This window comes from Pseudomonas sp. Pse1 (assembly GCF_024519635.1).
In the GTDB taxonomy this organism is placed as follows: domain Bacteria; phylum Pseudomonadota; class Gammaproteobacteria; order Pseudomonadales; family Pseudomonadaceae; genus Aquipseudomonas.
In genome coordinates this window covers 42,550-60,983 of the sequence record NZ_JALJRO010000025.1, presented here as the reverse complement: position 1 = coordinate 60,983, position 18,434 = coordinate 42,550, and the positions used below count along the sequence as shown (strand labels likewise).

12 protein-coding genes are annotated in these 18,434 nt (G+C 54.6%); 2 read left to right on the top strand and 10 right to left on the bottom strand.

What is annotated here, in order from left to right:
* From NR126_RS25680 to NR126_RS25665, 4 genes are all read right to left on the bottom strand, one after another.
* Positions 1-777 carry an SDR family oxidoreductase gene (locus tag NR126_RS25680; protein ID WP_027619428.1) on the bottom strand — a complete coding sequence of 259 codons (777 nt, stop codon included), beginning with the start codon at positions 775-777 and terminating at the stop codon, positions 1-3.
* Complete coding sequence (locus tag NR126_RS25675; protein ID WP_027619439.1) at positions 774-2,090, bottom strand: capsule biosynthesis protein; 1,317 nt, start codon at positions 2,088-2,090, stop codon at positions 774-776. The genes NR126_RS25680 and NR126_RS25675 overlap by 4 nt, the downstream gene beginning before the upstream one ends.
* Positions 2,030-4,051, bottom strand: coding sequence for a capsular polysaccharide biosynthesis protein (locus tag NR126_RS25670; RefSeq protein WP_256832226.1), 2,022 nt, complete (start codon positions 4,049-4,051; stop codon positions 2,030-2,032). The genes NR126_RS25675 and NR126_RS25670 overlap by 61 nt, the downstream gene beginning before the upstream one ends.
* A gap of 185 nt (positions 4,052-4,236) precedes the next feature.
* A complete protein-coding gene (locus tag NR126_RS25665) occupies positions 4,237-5,277 on the bottom strand; it encodes a phosphotransferase (protein WP_256832225.1) in 1,041 nt (346 codons plus the stop codon).
* 235 nt (positions 5,278-5,512) lie between these two features.
* Between NR126_RS25665 and NR126_RS25660 the strand changes: the two genes are divergently transcribed.
* On the top strand, positions 5,513-6,445 hold the full coding sequence (locus tag NR126_RS25660) for an SIS domain-containing protein (RefSeq protein ID WP_027619425.1): 933 nt from the start codon (positions 5,513-5,515) through the stop codon (positions 6,443-6,445).
* Between the two features lie 86 nt (positions 6,446-6,531).
* Here the strand turns inward: NR126_RS25660 and kdsB are convergent, their stop codons facing one another.
* From kdsB to NR126_RS25645, 3 genes are all read right to left on the bottom strand, one after another.
* Positions 6,532-7,818, bottom strand: a complete 1,287-nt coding sequence (gene kdsB / locus NR126_RS25655; RefSeq protein WP_081786374.1) for a 3-deoxy-manno-octulosonate cytidylyltransferase — start codon at positions 7,816-7,818, stop codon at positions 6,532-6,534.
* 31 nt (positions 7,819-7,849) lie between these two features.
* Entirely contained in the window at positions 7,850-8,692 is an 843-nt protein-coding gene (gene kdsA / locus NR126_RS25650) for a 3-deoxy-8-phosphooctulonate synthase (protein WP_027619424.1), read from the bottom strand.
* A gap of 143 nt (positions 8,693-8,835) precedes the next feature.
* Entirely contained in the window at positions 8,836-9,639 is an 804-nt protein-coding gene (locus NR126_RS25645; RefSeq protein ID WP_027619423.1) for a S1/P1 nuclease, read from the bottom strand.
* 253 nt (positions 9,640-9,892) lie between these two features.
* Here NR126_RS25645 and NR126_RS25640 point away from each other — a divergent pair, with 253 nt between their 5' ends.
* On the top strand, positions 9,893-11,302 hold the full coding sequence (locus NR126_RS25640; RefSeq protein WP_027619422.1) for a glycosyltransferase family 2 protein: 1,410 nt from the start codon (positions 9,893-9,895) through the stop codon (positions 11,300-11,302).
* A 74-nt stretch (positions 11,303-11,376) separates the two neighbouring features.
* Here NR126_RS25640 and NR126_RS25635 read toward each other — a convergent pair whose 3' ends face one another.
* From NR126_RS25635 to NR126_RS25625, 3 genes are all read right to left on the bottom strand, one after another.
* A complete protein-coding gene (locus tag NR126_RS25635; protein ID WP_027619421.1) occupies positions 11,377-12,909 on the bottom strand; it encodes a stealth conserved region 3 domain-containing protein in 1,533 nt (510 codons plus the stop codon).
* Entirely contained in the window at positions 12,902-13,903 is a 1,002-nt protein-coding gene (locus tag NR126_RS25630; RefSeq protein WP_027619420.1) for a capsular biosynthesis protein, read from the bottom strand. Before NR126_RS25630 ends, NR126_RS25635 begins: the two co-directional genes overlap by 8 nt.
* A 789-nt stretch (positions 13,904-14,692) precedes the next feature.
* Complete coding sequence (locus tag NR126_RS25625; protein ID WP_256832223.1) at positions 14,693-18,412, bottom strand: CDP-glycerol glycerophosphotransferase family protein; 3,720 nt, start codon at positions 18,410-18,412, stop codon at positions 14,693-14,695.
* Positions 18,413-18,434: the final 22 nt, after the last annotated feature.

The following is an 18,434-nucleotide window of genomic DNA, read 5'->3' as shown; positions in this document are numbered from 1 at the left end:
TCACTCACTGTAATTCAGACCACGCAGGATAAACGATGAAAGACGCTGGGGAATCACCCCCAATAACCAAGTGCCGAGATTCAGCGGAAACGGAAAACTGATGCGCGCCTGATTCGCGGCGAGCCCGCGCTTGATCCGGCGCGCGGCTTTTTCTGCGGTCCACAGGAACGGCTTCGGCCCGGGCATTTCAAAACACATTTTCGACTCGACGTAGCCGGGCAGGATCACATTGATCTTCACCCCCTCCGGCGCCAGCCAGTCGCGGATCGCCTCGCCGTAGACCCGAATCGCCGCCTTGCTGGCGCTGTAGGTCGGCGTCACCGGTAAGCCGCGCCAGCCGGCCAGGGAGCTGAACAGGGCGATCTGCCCGTGACCCCGGGCACGCATGACGGGCAGCGCGGCGTCGACGGTGGCGAGGGCCGCCATCACATTGACTTCGAGCAGGGCGCAGCTGGCGTCCCAATCTTCCGCTTCGCCATTGCTGCCGACTGCGGTATTGAGCCCGGCACCGACCAGCACCAGGTCGGGCTGTTCGGCCTCGCTGACCCGGCGAACCATGGCCCGCAGCGCGTCGAGGTCGCGCACATCCAGCGCTTCGAGCAGCACCCGCGCACCGAGGGCGCGGCATTCGCTGGCCATTTCCTCCAGACGGTCCAGGCGCCGGCCTTGCAGAATCAGGGTCACGCCGGGTGCCGCGTAGGCGGGCGCCAGGGCGCCGCCGATGCCGCCGGTGGCGCCAGTGATGAGGATGCAGCGGGGCGAAGAGTGTTGCGTCATAGGAAGTGTTCGATTCTCGATTTTTTTGCCAGCAACACGTTCAGGCAGTTGTTGACCGCCATGTCGATCCCGCAGCCGGTGTAGAAGCCGCCATTGACCTGGGTGGTGTGGATGACGGTGTTGCGGAAATGCTTGAACAACGCCATGTCGGGCGCTTCGGGGGCGTGCCAGAAGTCGTCGAGGCTACCTTGCTGAGTCAGCCCGGGCATGGCGTAGATTGGGTTGGCGAGCACGAAAGTCGGGCGTTTATGCAGGATCGCCGAGGCACCGGCGGTGCTGTTGACCGTGATCATTCCGGCGATGTGCGAGAGCAGCGTCGGCATGTGCCCGCTCTGCAGGAAGTCAACGCGGTCGGCGACCGCATATTGCTTGGCCAGCATGGCAGTGATGCGGTGGTAGTTCACCAGACCCGGGGTCAGCGGATGGTTCTTCACCAACAGCCGCGCCGAGCCCGGTGCGTGAGCGGCAAAAGAAGCGATCACATGCTCGATGACTTCAGCCATGTTGGTGAACGGCGAGTGATCTTTGATCTGCGCATCACTGTCCAGTTGCAGCGGCAGCAGGAAGGTCGGGTGCCGCTCACGCGCGACTTCGGTCACCAACGCATCATCGCGCCGCCCGCTGAGCAGCAGGCGCACGCCCTGGCGGATGAACCCGGCGTACTCCTTGGCCGCGTTGTAGGGGGCGTGGGTCCGGTAATGCGGGAAGCACAGCTTATTCAGCGCACCACCGCTGTGGTACAGCACATCGTGGGCGGCGCGAGAGGCGAACGACAGCTTGAACGGGTCGCCATTGTCGTAGCGCGGGATGTGCTTACCGACTTCGCGGTACCAGTCCGGATCGCGGGGCAACAGCGAGTTGTTGTTCACGCCATCACGCTCGAGGGTGATCCAGTAGGGGCGGAAATAGCCCTCTTCAAACACGTGCACGCGGATGCCCAGGCGCTTGGCCAGGGCGATGGCGGGACGGTGTACCGGGCGGCAGTCGCCGAAGAGGACGACGTCGGTGATGTGGAGGTCTTGGAAGTAGTGGGTGTAGAAAGATTCCAGCGCGTCCGGATGGTCAGAATAGACGCTTCGTGAGCCTGGACTGTAAAGCACGTCACCCACGTTGAAACTGATGCAGTTGACTCGCTGGTCAAGCGCCCGCAGCGCCTTCGCCAGGCGAGCGAAGAACGGCGAACTGACGCCTTGTAGAAATAGAAAGCAATTGCGCGGATTAGGGGAAAGAGGGCAATCCGGTGCCCGCGCTTTCAGCTTCTCAGGCGCTTCATGCCCAATAAACTGTTCAAGCGCTGTTTCAATTCCTGCCATCTGGACGTTGCTCCTGGCTGCGGTAACGCATGCCAATGCTGTAATTCGTAAAGTGTTTGTTCAGCGGTAGTGAAGCGGTTGGTGATGCAACTGACATACGTCGGGTACAGCAACAGGGTGCCTGCTACCAGTTCATCCAGACTCAGCCTTCGCGAGCGTCTGGCTTGCACCTGTGAGTGCAGGTCCTGGTCGCGGGTCAGGCCCCAGCCGGCATAGAAGGGCTGGCCGTAGGTGGTGACCGGGACGCCTCGAAGCAATGCCTCAAAGCCGGATTGGGAGGTCAGTACGTGCACCTCATCAACGGTTTCCAGCAGTTGCTGCAGTGGTGTGTTGCCGATCACCTCGTCACACCAGTCGATCGTTTGCGCCTCGTCAGTTCCACGGGCGCGGGTGCCAGCGAGTACTTCAGGGTGCGGTTTGTACAACACCCAGGCACCCGGGTTTTGGTTGCGGACTGCCTGTAACAATTGCAGGTTGCTGCGAATACGGTTGGCGCCGAAGCGAATCGACGCATCGTCTTCGACTTGCCCGGTCACCAGAATGACCCGTTGCGCGGTGGCCGGGCGTTGCCAGGTGTTGCCGGGCAGGTTGTATTTGGTCACCCCGGCGCGACAGATGGACTCGCGCAGGGCTTGTGCTCGAGTCAACAGCTCATCGTCAAAGTGTTCATTGAGCAAAATATGTTCCAGGCGCGAACTGCGCCGGGCGTCGTAATAAATGCCGAGGTCGTCGACCACCCATGAAAGCGGGCGCGCCTTGCCGGCGCCGAGGCCAACCGAGCGCAGGAATCCGTCCTCGACCCGCTTCACTGATTGCGGGTGATTTGCCAGTTGGCTGTCGTGTTTGCAGCCCCAGGACACCACGGGTAGACGTGGGTCCAGGGCTTTCCTGGGCTTGACGTAGCGAATCGACGCGCCATTGAAGAACAGCTTGACCAAGGGCTCTTTCCAGCGGCTGAAACCGAGCATTTGCACGGCTTCCGGCAGCGTACTGCGGTGTCGGCGCTGCAGGCCGAGCCAGCGCATCAGGACTTCCGGGGGGCACGCTTGGCCGGTCTCTGGATTCAGATAACGCGGGTAGTCCACCAGGCTGGCATGTATCAATTGCGCAAGGCTCACCGGCTGGCGTCGTGCGGGTGCTGGCAGGCGGTCTTCGGTCAGGCCCCAGCCGGCATAGAACGGCATGCCCCAGGTGTGCACGGGAATGTTCCAAAGCAGGGCGTCGAAACCTAGCTGCGACGTCATCACGTACACGGCGCGCATGCGCGGCAGCAGTTCGGCAGGATGGGTGTTTTGCGCCAACACCTGCACACGCGGGTGATCTTTCAGAGCGGCCAGATCGAAATGCCCGCGCTTGCGGCCTGCGACGACATCCGGGTGCACCTTGAGCAGCACGGTACAGTCCGGATAGCTCGCCAGGGCCGCCCCGAGCATCGCCATGAAGTCGGCGGGGCCGGCGCCTTGCAGTGACGCGTCGGCAAACGTCTGGTCGGCAACCAGCACGCAGTCGGCGGGCAGTTCGAGACATTCGATGCGTGCGTCGTTGTACTTGGACACCTTCTGCTGCTGCCACAGTTGCTGCAAGCCGTTGGCCCGTTCGCACTGGGCGCCGCTCAAGGGTCGGGTGATCAACTGCTCAAGGCGTGAAGGTGCACTGGCGTCGTAGTACACACCCAGGTCATCGACGATCAGCGACAGCGGCGGATCATCGGCACCCAGGCCTACCGAGCGCAGGAAACCGTCCTCGAGGGTGAGAATCGGCAACCCGGCTGTTGCTGCCTGGGCCATGGCCTTGATCGCGCTGGGTTTGCGGCCCCAGGCCATCACCCAGTCTGTCTGCTCCAGGTCGCCCACAGTTCCGTTGTGCAGCGCGTAATCGGGCAACAGGGCGGGCAGTGTGGCTATGCGTTGAGCACCCTTGGAGAGGATCAGCAAGCGCGGGCGAGGAGAAGCGTCATCCATAAACGTGAAGCGAAATTCCGTTTGAGTGGGTGGGTGCAAAGCGCCGTTTCGATAAACCGATCACGACCTGAAATAACGCGTGAATGTTAATACAAATTAACAATGTAAGAACGGTCTTTCAGACGAATACGTAGGACGTGTGACAAAAAAGCCCATCGTGCTGTAAGAAACGCGGGGCGATGGGCTCAGAGCAAGCTCAGCAGGTAGTCGTATTTTTGCCTCAGTAGCGGCATCCGCTGTTTTTCCTGGTACTCGGCGATCGTCTCGGGGCGCAGGCAGTGGAACAGGGCGTTGAGTAAAAACATGTAGTGCAGGTTGCGTAGCGCTTCGTCGGCATCAAATATGCGCGGCAACGCAGCCCGATAACTGTTCAGGAAATCGTGCTGGGCGTTGAGAAAAAGCTTCATGTCCTTGCGTCGAAACAGGCTGCCCAGATAGGCGCCGCCATCAAAACCTACACGTCCAACCTTGACTTCGCTCCAGTCGATCAACTGCAACTTACCGTCGTCGACGAACAGGTTTTTGCGCAGGTAATCCATGTGGCTGATGCAGCGGGGGCTGCGGCGCGCCGCCTGGGCGAGACCTGTCAATAGCGGCTCGAAGGCCTTGAAAGCTTCGGCCAGGCCGCTGAAGCGATCATCGGTTGCGCCCAGCTTTTCAAGTTCCGGCAGGCAGCGCGCGAAGTTGAAGCGCGGGCGTAGAAGGAACCAGGGTCTGTAGAAGTCCATGCTCCAGTAAAGCGGTGCTTGATGGAGAGGGCGGCGTTGCAGGTATTGATGGCTGAGGTGCTCCATCTCGGCAATCCCCCGCGCCAGTTGCCTGGCAATGGCGTGCATGCGAGGCGGTTTGCCGCTGACGTAGGAGGTGAAGATCAGGCTTTCCCGCGGTGTTTCAATGACCCCCAGGCACGTCGGATAGTGAAAGTGAGCGCTGCCCGCGAGCATGTCCTGGGCACGATAGAAGCGTGCTTCCTGGCTGCCGATGAGCGCCACTTTGCGAATCGACTTTTCGACCAACTCCAGCGTCTGTCCTGTTAGCGGATTGTTCAGCCGATGGTGGCGCACGTAGTTGACGAATGAGGCGTTAGCCGCAAGATCCTCACTACTGACAGTTATTGGTTGATCGCCGATATCGGGAAGCAGGGCGCGCAGGTGTTGCTCGAGGCTACCCCGCTGCCAGCGGTACTGTGTTCGGCTGGCTTGCAGGGGGGGGAGATCCAGGTTCATGACTTCGACTCAAGCACGTGCCGTATTCCGATTTGTAGCGATTTGGTAATAATATGCTGCGGGATACAGATCACTGATACAACGAAAAGTTTGCCAGAAGCACAGTTGCAGTTACTCTGCGACCCTATTCAACGGCTTGAAATCCGCTCTCGGCGGTAGTGGGACTTTGCTAAATGTTGCAAAGACCTTAAAGTTCGTCGCCCCCACCACGTCGTTTTCAGGGACGAAAGTCATCATGAATCACCTTTCTATTGCCAAAGAAGCGCTCGCTGCGCAGGCGCAAGCCATCGCCGAGTTGGCCAGTCGCCTCGATGGCGAGTTTCAGAGCGCTGTCGAGCTTATCCTCGGATGCAAGGGCAGGGCGGTGGTGTGTGGCATCGGTAAATCAGGTCTGATCGGACAAAAGATGGTTGCGACCTTCGCGTCCACCGGTACACCGAGTTTCTTCCTGCACCCGGCAGAAGCCTTTCACGGCGATCTGGGTATGCTCAAACCGGTCGACGTCCTGATCCTCATCAGTTACAGCGGCGAGACCGAGGAGGTGATCAAGCTGATTCCGAGCTTGAAGTCCTTTGGCAACAAAATTATTGCCATGACGGGAAGTGGTAAATCGACGTTGGCCAAGCATGCGGATATCTGGCTGGATATATCCGTAGAGCGCGAAGTGTGCCCAAACAACCTTGCGCCCACCACCTCGACATTGGCGACAATGGCGATGGGTGATGCCCTGGCGGTGGCCCTGATCGATGCCATGCAATTCAAGCCCATGGACTTTGCCCGTTACCATCCCGGAGGCAGTCTTGGTCGCAAACTGCTGACGCGAGTCAGTGACGTCATGCACACACCGGCGCCAATTGTCACTCCCGCTACCAGCTTTCATGACTGCCTGCTGGTCATGACTCAAAGCCGTATGGGCCTGACGATTGTCGTGGATGAGGGGGCGCTGGTAGGGATTGTCACCGACGGCGACTTGCGTCGCGCGCTACTTGAAGACCAAAGCGTGACGCGTGCCACTGTTGCTCAATTCATGACGGCGGATCCCCATACCATCATGGAAGATTCTCAGCTGTCGGAAGCTGAAACCTACATGCTCGAAAACAAGATTCGCGCCTTGGTCGTCACCAACCGCCAAAATGCAGTCGTGGGAATTGTCGAAATCTTCGACTGATCTTGATGACTGCGTTGGAGTATCGGGCCGCGCCTGGCGTGGCCCGATTCGTTGCTGGCATGGGGGCCACCCTCCCAGCATCACACTTACTGCGCCATCCTCGCCATCACCTGCGCATAACCCGCCGCAGTCCCCAGCACCGCATCCTTGCCCTGGGCAAACAGAATCGCGTCAGCCACCTCGCGGAACGCACCGGTACCGCCGGCCGCCGTCAGCGTGTGGGTCGCAGCGGCCTTCACGTACACCGGCGCATCTGCCACTGCAAACGACAGGGCGCAAGCAGCAAAGGCCGGCAGGTCGATGCAGTCGTCGCCAATGCAAGCGGTTTGCGCCGCACTGACCCCAGCTTCGGCCATCAGTTGGTTGCAGGCTGCCTGCTTATCCTTGACGCCGAACTGGCACAGGGTGATCCCCAGGTCCGCCACGCGCTTGCGCAGCGTCGCCGAATCACGCCCGGACAACACCGCTACCCGCACGCCATTCTCTTCCAGCAGGCGCATGCCCATGCCATCACGCACATGGAAGCGCTTCAGGCATTCGCCGCTGGCGTCGTAGTAAATACCGCCATCGGTCAGCACGCCATCGACATCGGTAATCACCAGGCGCACGTCGTTCAGCGTCGGCTGCGGGGCAGGGGCCTGGCCACTCATGATCGCCCGCACTTGCTCCAGGCATTCCGGCGTGTCGACGCCCGGGCCGGTCGGCTCCACCAGATAGGCACGAATGCAATAGCCGGCGGCCATCAGGCGCAGTTGTTCGAGCTTCTCCGCATGCTCCAGCATCGGCTGCGGCAGACCGCTGTAGTCGGCCAGCACATCGCGACGATAACCGTACACACCGACGTGCTTCAGGTAGTGCGCGACTTCGCCATCCCGTGGGTAGGGAATCGGCGAACGGCTGAAATACAGGGCATTGCCGTTATTGGCCAGCACCACTTTCACGGTGTTGGGGTTGCCGGCTTCGTGAGCTTCGATCGGGTGGCACAGGGTGCCGACCTTGACCTGCTCGTCGGCGAGCATGCCGGCGGCGAGGGCTTCGATGTCCGCCGGGCGTACCAGTGGCTCGTCGCCCTGCAGATTGATGTAGATGTCTGCCTCGACCTGAGCCATGACTTCCGCCAGTCGATCGGTGCCGGACGGATGGTCCGGCGAGGTCATCACATACTGGCCACCAAAGGCCTGCACGGCTTGCGCCACGCGCTCGTCGTCAGTGGCAATCACCACCACCTGCGCATTGCTCACTTGCAGAGCGCGTTCGTAAACGTGCTGCACCATCGGCTTACCGGCGATATCCGCCAGCGGCTTGCCCGGCAGGCGCGTCGAACCGTAGCGGGCCGGAATGACAATCGCGACCCGTTGTTCTGTACTTGCCATGTTCAGAGTCCTTGTTTCAACTAACGTTGCTTCAGGCAATGTTCAGTGGTGCGAAGGATTTGATCAGGTCATCCAGGGCTTTGATCTGCGCCAGGAACGGCTCCAGTTGGTCCAGCGGCAGGGCGCTCGGGCCGTCGCACTTGGCCTGATCCGGGTTTGGGTGAGCTTCCAGGAACAGACCCGCCAGGCCAACACCCATGCCGGCGCGCGCCAGATCGACCACCTGGTCACGACGACCACCGGACGCAGCGCCCGACGGATCGCGTTGTTGCAGGGCGTGAGTTACGTCGAAAATGATCGGCAGGTTGTCGCAGGTTTTCTTCATCACGCCGAAGCCGAGCATGTCCACCACCAGGTTGTCGTAACCCAGGCAGGTGCCGCGATCGCACAGGATCAGCTGGTCGTTACCGGCTTCCTTGAACTTGTGCACGATGTTCTGCATTTGCGACGGGCTGAGGAACTGCGGCTTCTTGATGTTGACCGGCTTGCCGGTCTTGGCCAGGGCAGTCACCAGGTCTGTCTGGCGCGCAAGGAACGCAGGCAACTGCAGCACGTCAGCCACTTCGGCAACGGGGGCGCACTGATAGATCTCGTGCACGTCGGTGATCACCGGCACGCCGAATTCGGCTTTCACCTTTTCGAAAATGCGCAGGCCTTCTTCCATGCCCGGACCACGGTACGAGTGGATCGAGGAGCGGTTAGCCTTGTCGAAACTGGCCTTGAACACATAAGGAATGCCCAGCTTTTCGGTCACGCGCACGTATTCAGCGCAAGCGGTCAGGGCCAGGTCCAGGGACTCGAGTACGTTGATGCCGCCGAAGAGGACGAAGGGGGCGGTGTTGGAGCATTCGATGGTTGGGGTGATTTTGATCATGGCGAAAAATCTGCTTTGAAAGGTGTGAAAAGAGGAGGGTGCGGTTTTTTCGCAACTGCCAATGGGTAGCTGGCGGCGGTTGGTGCACCACCATTAAAGCGAAATGATAATTTCAGCACCGGGTGGTAGTCAGCTTTATTTTATCAGGCGTGGGGTGTCGAGGCCGAAAGTAACTGATTGAGCAGCCTGCCAAGGCGAATACCTGCATGGGCAAGTTGCTGCTTCACAAGAGGGGCTGCGTCTTGCTGGTAATTATCAGGCAAGGTCAGGCTGTCCTTGGATTTAGCCATTGATTTGTCATTGTGATAAATGAAGTTGCGCGCAATGTCATGGCTTTCCATCGCCCATTGTTCGGGCGTTCCCTGCTGCACGTGGGCGTAGGCCGGATCGCTCAAGAGGTCGCGGGCCAACTCCGCTGGGCTTCTTTTCAGCGAGCGCACCAGAATGGTGTCCCAGATCTTGTGCAAGGTCCAGGTGTGGTTGCCCCATTGCGCCTGCATCTGCCCGGTTTGCTTGATCGCATGCAGGGGTTGATGGATATCGCCGACGAAGTGGACAAGGAATTTGAGGGCGCGCAGACGCTCATTGGCAGGAGCGTTGACGTCGGCCAGCGTTGTACTCGAATTTTCGATACCCAAGACTACGCATCGGCCCTTGCGACTGCAGTCGCGATCAGGGTCGTACTGGGTCGCATTGAAAGGAATGCGCACCGCGTGGCTGACCAGTCCGGGTTCGCTGCCGCGTATCTGATCGGCCCAGGAGGCGATATCTGCCAGGCTCTGCGGGCCTTCAAGTGCCAGTAGCTGTTGCACTTCAGCACGAGCGGCGGGATTCAGCTCGGCTTGCGCAATCAGCGCTATCGTCCGATGCCCTTCATCCCCCCAGGCCAGAACGAGGGTGGAAAATGCCGCACCAGCCAAAAAAATGAGCGCCTTTGCCAAATGCATGGGGGCTTCCTATCGCTATTTGAGGAAAATACGACCCTGTTCCACGTAAAGGCCGCCGTCTGGCCTGATAGTCTATCAATATGCGCGATTAAAGTGATATTATCGAAAAGTTTATAAAATTTCTGAAAGGGGGTCGTGAGATGATAGATCGATCTCACTTGCTAATAATCAAACTGGTCAGCGTTTCGCCTTTGTGCGGTTATGTTAATCCGTGAAAAGGTGGCAATAAATTAAATGGATGTGTGGAAAACATATGCAGAATAAGTCGTTGAAGATCGCAGTGTGTGCAATCTGTCGTAATGAAGTTGATTATATTGAAGAGTGGGTGTCTTTCTATAAAGTCGCTGGCTTCGACTCGATCTATATCTACGATAATGTCAGTGATGATGGCAGCTCAGAGTTGTTGAGTTCGCTTGACGCAGCGGGACAGATCAAGCGAGTTCACTGGCCGCGCAAAGAGGGTGTACCACCACAGCGTGATGCCTATGGTGACTTCCTGCATAACTTCGCTCAGAACTATGATTACGTACTGGTCTGCGACCTGGATGAGTTCCTTGTTGTAAGCGACGGTAATATCAAATCGCTGATCTCCGAAGCAGAGGCGAAACATGGCAACGTCGGCGCTATTGGCTTCCCTTGGCTTATGTTTGGTTCGGGTGGAGCAGAGCAGCAGCAGGAAGGTTTGGTGATTGAGCGTTTTACAAATTGTGAATCGAAAGTAGTCCGGACAGTGAAGACGCTGTACTGCAGTCGTAATACCTACAACATGCGAACGCATGTATGTGATTTGATTAACGGGGTGTATCTGGATAATAGGCTTGAGTTGGCCAGGTTTGATGCGAAAATGCCGATTAAGCTCAAGTCAACGAGTGCTGGCAAGGCGGTGATGCATCACTACTATACCAAGTCAAAGTCTGAGTGGATGAGAAGAAGGGCTCAGCCCAAGGCAGATCGCGCCAAAATCGAGTTGAAAAACGTGACTGAGTTCGAGCGTTTCAATTCACTCGACAGCAATGTTTTTTCCGCCAAAGAAAAAGCACCAGAAGTAAGAAGTGTTATGGCCAGTTTGAAGGATGCGCGGTCTCAATTGGAGAGTGCTTGCGCGTCAGCAGAGGTACAACTGGTGGCGGTAAATAATGATTGGTTGTTCGGTATTGTCACGGGCCTGGATTGTGCGGCTCCGCTGGCGGTCCGTCTAGGTGGTGATGAAGGGCAGGAAACGTTTTTCTACACTAAGCCAATTTCCAGCAAGGTGCATGGCTTCACCGTCAAGAGTAAGTGGCGGAAGTATTATAGTGCAGAGTTTACAATGTCGGTCATTGGCTCTCGTAAGACACAAGTATTCCGTCGAGAAGACTTTCCTTCGATTGTGTCGTCGATAAAGTTAATGAATAAGTATATGCCGGTTGCTGAGCAGCACCTGTTCTCAACGTTTCTTAACTCATTGGCGGAGCGACCATCTGCTGAGTTGATGGCGGAAATTAAGGAAGTTGAGTTCAACGTTAATCAGGACTATTTTGAGTTTTGCCTGTCTCTCGACAAGTATCTGAAAGATTTGAATAAGTCGGATTTTGTTGAAAGCTACAGCGCGTTGAATGATTCCTCGAAATCTTTCATCATGGACGCCAAAGGCGCAGTATTTATCAAAAATTTACTTGCCTGAGTGGTCAGCGATGGCGAGCGAGTAAGACGTTCCGTTGAGTCGCTCGCCATTTGCTGCCGTTGTTTAAGATCTATTTAGTCGATTACCTGCATCCGCTCCCATGGAGCACGTTGAGGCAGGCGGGTGTTGAAAAACTGCTGTGTTTTCAACTTATAATCATTGTCTTCTGCGCTGCCATTACCATCGTTGAAGCAGAGTAGTTTGTACTTGAAGATGTCTTTTGATGTCACCGCGTTTACGTTGTTTGGGCGAACGATGAGGCCGGGTGCATCGGCCTTTACCGCTTGTCCAGAGGCGAATGCGAAGTGGTGATAAAGGAATGAGGTCAGATTGATATCTGTTTCGCTGCGACGCTTGGCGTGGCGCGTCCTGGCAAATGCCCAAGGGTATTTGCTTTCGATGCTGTTCAGTACCGATTTTTTCAGGCAATAGGGAACATGGCGATGCAGGTTCCGGGGTTGGTAGTGAGGAAAATCTCGAGCCAACAATTCGCGTGAATTTTGCGCTGCAATCAAGTAATCAGGTGCTTCTGGCTGAGCATTGTCGCTAACCATGCCGTACGGTTCAAAATAAGCCATGGATCGACCTGTTTCATCAAAGAAGTCGGAAGGCAGGCAGGGTTGACTTAAGATAAAGTCGTCGTTCAGATAAATGAAGTGCTCGCTGAGTTCTTCGATGCGATGCAGGCATGCTTCGATAGCGTGTGAATTGAACGTTGGAAGGGCATCTTTATCAGGGAAAATACTATCGTGATCGACCCAGTTGATTCGCTCATCATCATCTAACCAGTTTGGCCGGCTGCAATTAGAAACAATGTGAATTTTGCCTAGCCAAGGCGCGTATTTGTTCAGCGAACGCAGGGAGTAGCGAAGTTCGTCGTTACTTGTGTAGCGATCCGGGTCAAAGTCTTCGTCCGGGAAGCTCTCCACCCAAAGTTTTTGCCAAGCCTCATCGGCATGGTTGACCCATGTATACACTGCGTCAATACGGCTGTTCGCCACGCTCGCACTGGGACGATTAAAGATTATATCGAAGTCACTGATGGGGAAGCGACGAACCCAGGCTCTATTAGACCTCACGGTGGCTTCACCTGTGGGTGCCAGGTCATACAGATAAAAGTGTAGAACGTACAGTTCGTTCAGCGGGTTGCATAGTTCAATAACAAAGTCTGGACGCGAGTTTAATGCTCGGCAGATGGCCTTGGTGTCAAACTTTTCTCCCGCTGGACTGGTTACGCTAACACCTCCACCCAATGTGTAGATCGTAACGTTAGTGGGGGTTGTCTCACGCAGGCCAGCGATAAAGCCAATCAAGCCATTGAGATAGCCGCTCCAGATTACCAGGCTATTGGGGTCTTGGCCGTCTTCGGCGCCGATGCCTGCATTCAGATTCTTCCGAATATAGTTAACCAGTCCCATGCGGTTAATTTCAAGTAGATCAACTGTGGGCGCGGAGCTGACCGAGGATACTGCAGTGCTGGCGGTTTTATCCAAAGCAACTGATGGGGCATCTTTGAATACGCGCTTACGAAACATGTCATAGAAAAACATATTAGGGTCGGAGATGAACTTCTTGAACTTCTTGAATTTGACGGATTTTCTATTCATTTAGGAGAAACCTCAGGCGTCGCTTGAAGGTGTCGTATCGGTCTACATGGCCAGGTTTGTTTTCAAACAATGCAGAGTAATCATGAAAGTTATTGTTACTTTCCCTGCATAGGTTCAGAAAATCTTCCAATAATGTAGATGATTCGGACACGGCGCTTTCGCGTGGTTGATGCAGCTTGGAAAAGCGAGCGTAATTATCTGTCCTTGCAAGATAATATTTGCTTGCTTTGGGCTTAGCGTGGTGAAGGTGGTAGACGAAGTCTTTGTCCAATAGTGCTTGCAAGCACAGTCTTCCCAGTGCGCGTCTGAATCCTGTAGTAAACAACGGTGATCTAGCTGTGCTGTTGTCGAGGATTTTGGCGCAGGGTGTCAAGCAGTGATAGTGGTTGGCAAGACGCATCATGAAGTCGAAATCTTCGTAACCATGCCCGGTATAAAGCTCATCGAAGCAACCGACTGCCAAATAATCGGTTGAGCGCATGACAGTGATCGATGAAGGGCTGGCGAGGTGTAGAAACTCTTTGCGCGAGAAGCCAAAGAAACTGATGGCGAGTTCCTTCGGACTGGTTTTACCTCCAGCCAGGTTTTTACTGCCTCGTGGTGTCAGATATAAGCAGGGTAAAAAATAAAATGGTCGAGAGCCCTCAAATACTTTCTGCTGGTATTTGAAGAACATCTGAATATCCGGCCAAATGTCTACATCAAGCAGCAGCAAGTAATCGGTGCTGACACGATCGAATGCTTTGTTTCTGAGGAGGGAGGTGTTTACTTCTCCGTTGTAGAATTTGTCGCTCACCAACGTGGCGCAGGCATATCGCCTAACTACTGTTTTGAGAATCGAGTCCGCCAGAGTGCCTCGGTCATTATGGCCGAAAATAAGCTTGAGTCCTGTATGCTCGGCTGCTTTGCATAGCCGCTGAGCCTTGCGGATAAGGTCATAAGGACGTTGAGACAGGTCCATCGGTATGATGGCCGTCAAGTCACTTTTGAGCATTTTTTTATCCGTAGTAGTGCTTGAGTGGATTTTGCCTGGTTCGACGGGTGCGAGACGCTGCGCAAAAAAGGATCGAAGTGGGTTGAGTGATTCAAATGGCATAAGGGTGGTCGAATGATATTGCCATCTGCTCGGGGGAAGGCGCGGCTCTAGCAATTTAAATTGAGAACTTTACAGTTGGTATCGGAGTGTCAATCGGCGCGATATTTTTGCCGAAAAAACTGAATTTCATGAACTGTATGGCTTGTCTCATGCATCGACGCTACTTCCATGTTCGAATGGGCTTAAGATTAATCGGAGTCGAGGTCCTTCGTCAAGGTTGTCTGTCCAATTGAGCGAATATTGAGGGTTAGATACTTGTTTCTATGGCATGAGGTATGTGAGCGGAATTTAGAGGATATAAAAAACTTCTCTTTAAAGTGAGTTCAAGTCTCCAGGTGTTGATAGGGGTGCAAGTAAGACGCTGGACTCTCAGTATAAGAAGGGAGGTCGTTGATCTTTTCATGGATGGCCACGGATGACCGTGATTTTTGGCGGGCGTTGGCTTGTATCGACGGGCGAGGCCGGCGGTGTCTGCCAGGGTCAGTCGAGCAGCAGGCTGGATTCAGAGTGTCGCGAAAATGTCATGCGGGCTTGTTAGCTTGGCATAAAACGAGGAGGGAAATATGACTGTCCTACTTTTTGCGGTTGTTCTGGTATTGACCCTTTCACTGTTCGGCTGGTCCCGTCACCTCTGTGAGGAACAAGAAATTTAGCGCACCAGTGGCTCAGCACTGGTGCGCCATTTCTTTAAGCGTTCATGTAGCTATCTATCTCTGAACGAAGTTTTTTGCTGTGTGGCGTAGGGCCGGAAAAATTCTCAAATCGCGTTACATCATCTCTTGATGCTTCAAATTGGCCGAGTGCGAGACGGGCTTTAGCCAGCTGAATCCATGCATCACGGTTGGGGCGTAGGTCCCTGCGGCTAAGGAAGTGTTCCCATGCGACAACGGCTTTTTCCCATTGATGAGATTTGGAAAGCAGCAGAGCATGCTCCTGCAGCAGTGTACGTTGATCTGTGGCATTTTCGGCATTGATCAAAGACTCTTCTGCTGAAGACAGTTTTCCGATTTTGCGTTGTGACCTTGCCAGTTTGAGCCAGTCGTCTGCAGTCAGTGGCGCAAGTGTGTGAGCTCGAACAATCAGCGCTTCTGCTTGCTTCCAATGTCCGGCGCTGAAGGCTATCAAGCCTGCTACAAGGCATAGGTTGGCAGGTATATCACCTACCTTGAACTTGCTGACGATTCTCCATGCTTCGTCAAGCTCATTCATGTGATGGTGAGCTTCAGCGAAGCGTACAAGTGTCCGGATGCTGCTGTCCTGCTCTGCGATTGACTCCCATAGCTGAAGCGCTGCGCTCCAATTGGACAGTTGAGAGGCAATTTCGGCGCGCTGGATGACACATGGGAGCGAGGCGCGATCAGCGAATAACTCAACTGCTTCATTCAATTGCGCAGGGCTGCCTTTGAGTCGGCAGTACTGCATGATCAATGCCGCATGACTATCCGAGAATAGCTGGGTGTTGAGTTGATTGAAGTTCAGAAGGTCGTGTTCGGCAAGAGCATCGATGTCATTGCGTGACAGAGCAATTGCCAGCTTTTCAGTCTGGTACTCGGGTACGGTAATTGGATGGCTCAGCTTGCTGATCCATTCATGGGCAGAGTCCAGATCCTCCAATTCCCTGAGCGCGCGGGCGATGTTGTAGGCGACGCTGTCGGGGGCTGCGCCGTGACGGGCCAAATCGGTCCAGGCTTGTATCAACAGCTTCCAGTTGCGAGTGTGAGAGGCGTCGGCGGCGCACTCCGTGAGTACCTTGACCAGATGCTCTTGAGAAATAGTGCTGGTGTTGAGTTGTTCAATTGCAGTGTAGGTGCGCTGGCAGTTACTGATTTCGCCGTACACAAAGGTGCGCTCGATGCGTTGCAAGTAGGTGTTTTTTGGCTTGCAGTCGCGCGCAATATAGCGCCCCAGTTCGTCTATTAGTTCGTCCAGTTGTTCGCAGACTGGGCCGAAACCATGCTTCGTATAATCAAAATAACCTGGGCGATAAGTATGACCGCCGTTGAGAATTTCGAACGCATCGAATTGGAAGTACAAAATGCTGCGCTTCATGTACGCAAAGTCAAATGCGACAGATGAGTAGTCAGTAAGCATCAGCGTAGCGTTGGCAAATACGTCTTGAATTGACCGTTCTGAAGGCGTAACAACCGTGATATGAGGCGGCAGATTGAACTCGCCGATGTACTCGACCAAGTTGGCATGTGGGTAGAAAACTACTTTATAGTCCAGTTCCGTGACGGCCTTCCGAAGAAGCTCAGAGTTCAGAACTGCTGACCAGCTTTTCGCGAATTGGCTGTTCTTAAAGTCTTCGTTGTATTCTCGCTGGTTGGCGACGCCCGTTAGTTTGCCCACCAGGCTGTTGCGCCACGTGGGCATGATCAGAATGGTTTTCTGATCTGGCAGGGGCAGTGCGCCCAGACGGTCGTGGCGAGGGAGGCCAGTTAGAGCGACTTCTTTGTCGGAGAATTTGTACGGGCCATTATCACTGATTGATAGTGACTCTGGTTTGGTTGTCGTCACGAAGCAATCGATTTGCTTGCTATTAAGCCAGTGCGACAGGTCGTGAGAAATTACACCGTGCTGCAAAAAGGTGAATTTATACTTGAGTAGGTCGCCGTAGCGTTTCTTGTCCAAATCGGCATAAATATATTCGTCAGCGTGTGACGAAATAAAATGCTCAGCATTTAGCATAGCAAGCTTGTGCTCGGTAGAGCCAAATGCCAAGAGATTGAAGCCCTCGTTTTTCAACCTGGCCCAGTCTTTTGAGTATTCGCCAAGCACAAAAAATATCTGATGCTTGTTAATATTTTTGACAAAACGATAAAGATGCTCTGCGTTGTCGTCGGCTTGTGTGTCGCGGTCCATGAAGACCCAGCAGTTGCCATATTTCCGGCGCGTATCAGTTTGCTGGAAAAGCTGGCGAAGTTTTACCGCTTCACTGTCCAACTGTGTCTCATCTATTGTGACGGGCTTAAAGCTTCTGTGAATGTTGACGGTGGCAACGCCATTCCGATACTGCTTGTTGCGTAGGGTGATTCTTGTTTCCCTGCCGCAGGTTTTCATTGTCAACTGTTTGGTGTCGCCCACGCGCAGCCAGACAATTCGTTCATAGATAAACGGCTTGCCAAAAAAGCTATGGGTACGGGTCTTGGCGTAGGTGGGAAGGGTCAGTTTACCGTCCCACTTGAATTCTTCTTCTGTCTCGGGTTTTTCCGAAAAGTATCGAATTTTTACCAGGTCTTTAATGGTGTCTAAATCATCAATATAGGCGATATTGAAGTTAGGCGAATAGTTTTTGAATAGCGCGAGCATTCCTCGCTTTTGGAAGAACCATGTGCCACCCAATTCGAACGACATTATTGTATCGATCGAAATATGGGTAAAGATTTCGTGGATCAGGCTTTGATAGAGCTTGAGCTGTGGTTCGCTGAGGCTGTAAATATCGGCATCTTTTCGCAAGATACGGCTAAGGTGCCAGATGAGGTCGTAAAGTACGACGCGCTGAATATATTCTTTTACGTGACCGTGGCGTTCGATACACTTTTTGATCAGTCCGAGGGAGCCCAGGCGTAGCTGGTGGTCGTAGCGCCCCGGGTGTTTCCAGCCGGTATCCAGCGTCGATGTGCCGTCATCACGTTTGCGATAGTAGTACTTTGCAGTCTGCAGATAGGCCATATAGCCTTCGTCAACGCCCAGCAAGTAGGAGTTGATGAAGTCGCTGTCTTCAAAGCCAGGTTTGATGTCGTGATTGAAACGAAGGCCTTGTGCTAGTACTCGATTGCGTTTGAATAGTACGGCATTCACGTTCAGGCAGATGTGTTTGCCAGGAGTGGCAATTGGCACCACTACGTTCCCTTTTGCGAAGCGGAATCGCAGGGGATGAGTGTCGCTGAATTTTTCTGTGTCATCGAAGTAAAAGACGAAGCTTGCACAAAGAGCCTTCAGTTCCTGATGATCAGCATTGATGCGGATTTGTTCGTCGCAGACGTCGAAATAATTGTCTGAAACGAAGTCGTCCATATCGATGAACGTTACCCATTCGTTACGCGCGTATGCCAAGCCGTTATTGCGTGCGGCCCCTTGACCGGCGTTACTTTGATAAATGTAGCGTATGTTGGCCGGATATTTCTCCATCCACTCCGCGACTTTTCGCGCAGTGCCGTCGACCGAGCCGTCGTCCACAATGATGACATCGATGTTCTTTTCAAACGAAAGCGTTTGATTGACGAGGCTGTTGAAGTAATCGTCAATGTAGCGCTCGACGTTATAGGCGGCGGTAACGATTGAGTAGCTGGAAAAGCCGACTCGCGGAGGCAGGACCGTGCTGGTCACGGGTTGAGGCGTAACTGCGGTGACTGGCTCGGTCTTGCGTTGTGAGAAAAATTTCTTCAAGGGGGGCAGCGTAATCATTGGTCCTTTCCATGGCGAGGCC

Excerpts from the sequence above, each read along its gene's own strand:
- NR126_RS25680 (WP_027619428.1), bottom strand. The coding sequence starts at position 777 with ATGACGCAACACTCTTCGCCCCGCTGCATCCTCATCACTGGCGCCACC.
- NR126_RS25675 (WP_027619439.1), bottom strand. The coding sequence starts at position 2,090 with ATGGCAGGAATTGAAACAGCGCTTGAACAGTTTATTGGGCATGAAGCG.
- NR126_RS25670 (WP_256832226.1), bottom strand. The coding sequence starts at position 4,051 with ATGGATGACGCTTCTCCTCGCCCGCGCTTGCTGATCCTCTCCAAGGGT.
- NR126_RS25665 (WP_256832225.1), bottom strand. The coding sequence starts at position 5,277 with ATGAACCTGGATCTCCCCCCCCTGCAAGCCAGCCGAACACAGTACCGC.
- NR126_RS25660 (WP_027619425.1), top strand. The coding sequence starts at position 5,513 with ATGAATCACCTTTCTATTGCCAAAGAAGCGCTCGCTGCGCAGGCGCAA.
- kdsB (WP_081786374.1), bottom strand. The coding sequence starts at position 7,818 with ATGGCAAGTACAGAACAACGGGTCGCGATTGTCATTCCGGCCCGCTAC.
- kdsA (WP_027619424.1), bottom strand. The coding sequence starts at position 8,692 with ATGATCAAAATCACCCCAACCATCGAATGCTCCAACACCGCCCCCTTC.
- NR126_RS25645 (WP_027619423.1), bottom strand. The coding sequence starts at position 9,639 with ATGCATTTGGCAAAGGCGCTCATTTTTTTGGCTGGTGCGGCATTTTCC.
- NR126_RS25640 (WP_027619422.1), top strand. The coding sequence starts at position 9,893 with ATGCAGAATAAGTCGTTGAAGATCGCAGTGTGTGCAATCTGTCGTAAT.
- NR126_RS25635 (WP_027619421.1), bottom strand. The coding sequence starts at position 12,909 with ATGAATAGAAAATCCGTCAAATTCAAGAAGTTCAAGAAGTTCATCTCC.
- NR126_RS25630 (WP_027619420.1), bottom strand. The coding sequence starts at position 13,903 with ATGCTCAAAAGTGACTTGACGGCCATCATACCGATGGACCTGTCTCAA.
- NR126_RS25625 (WP_256832223.1), bottom strand. The coding sequence starts at position 18,412 with ATGATTACGCTGCCCCCCTTGAAGAAATTTTTCTCACAACGCAAGACC.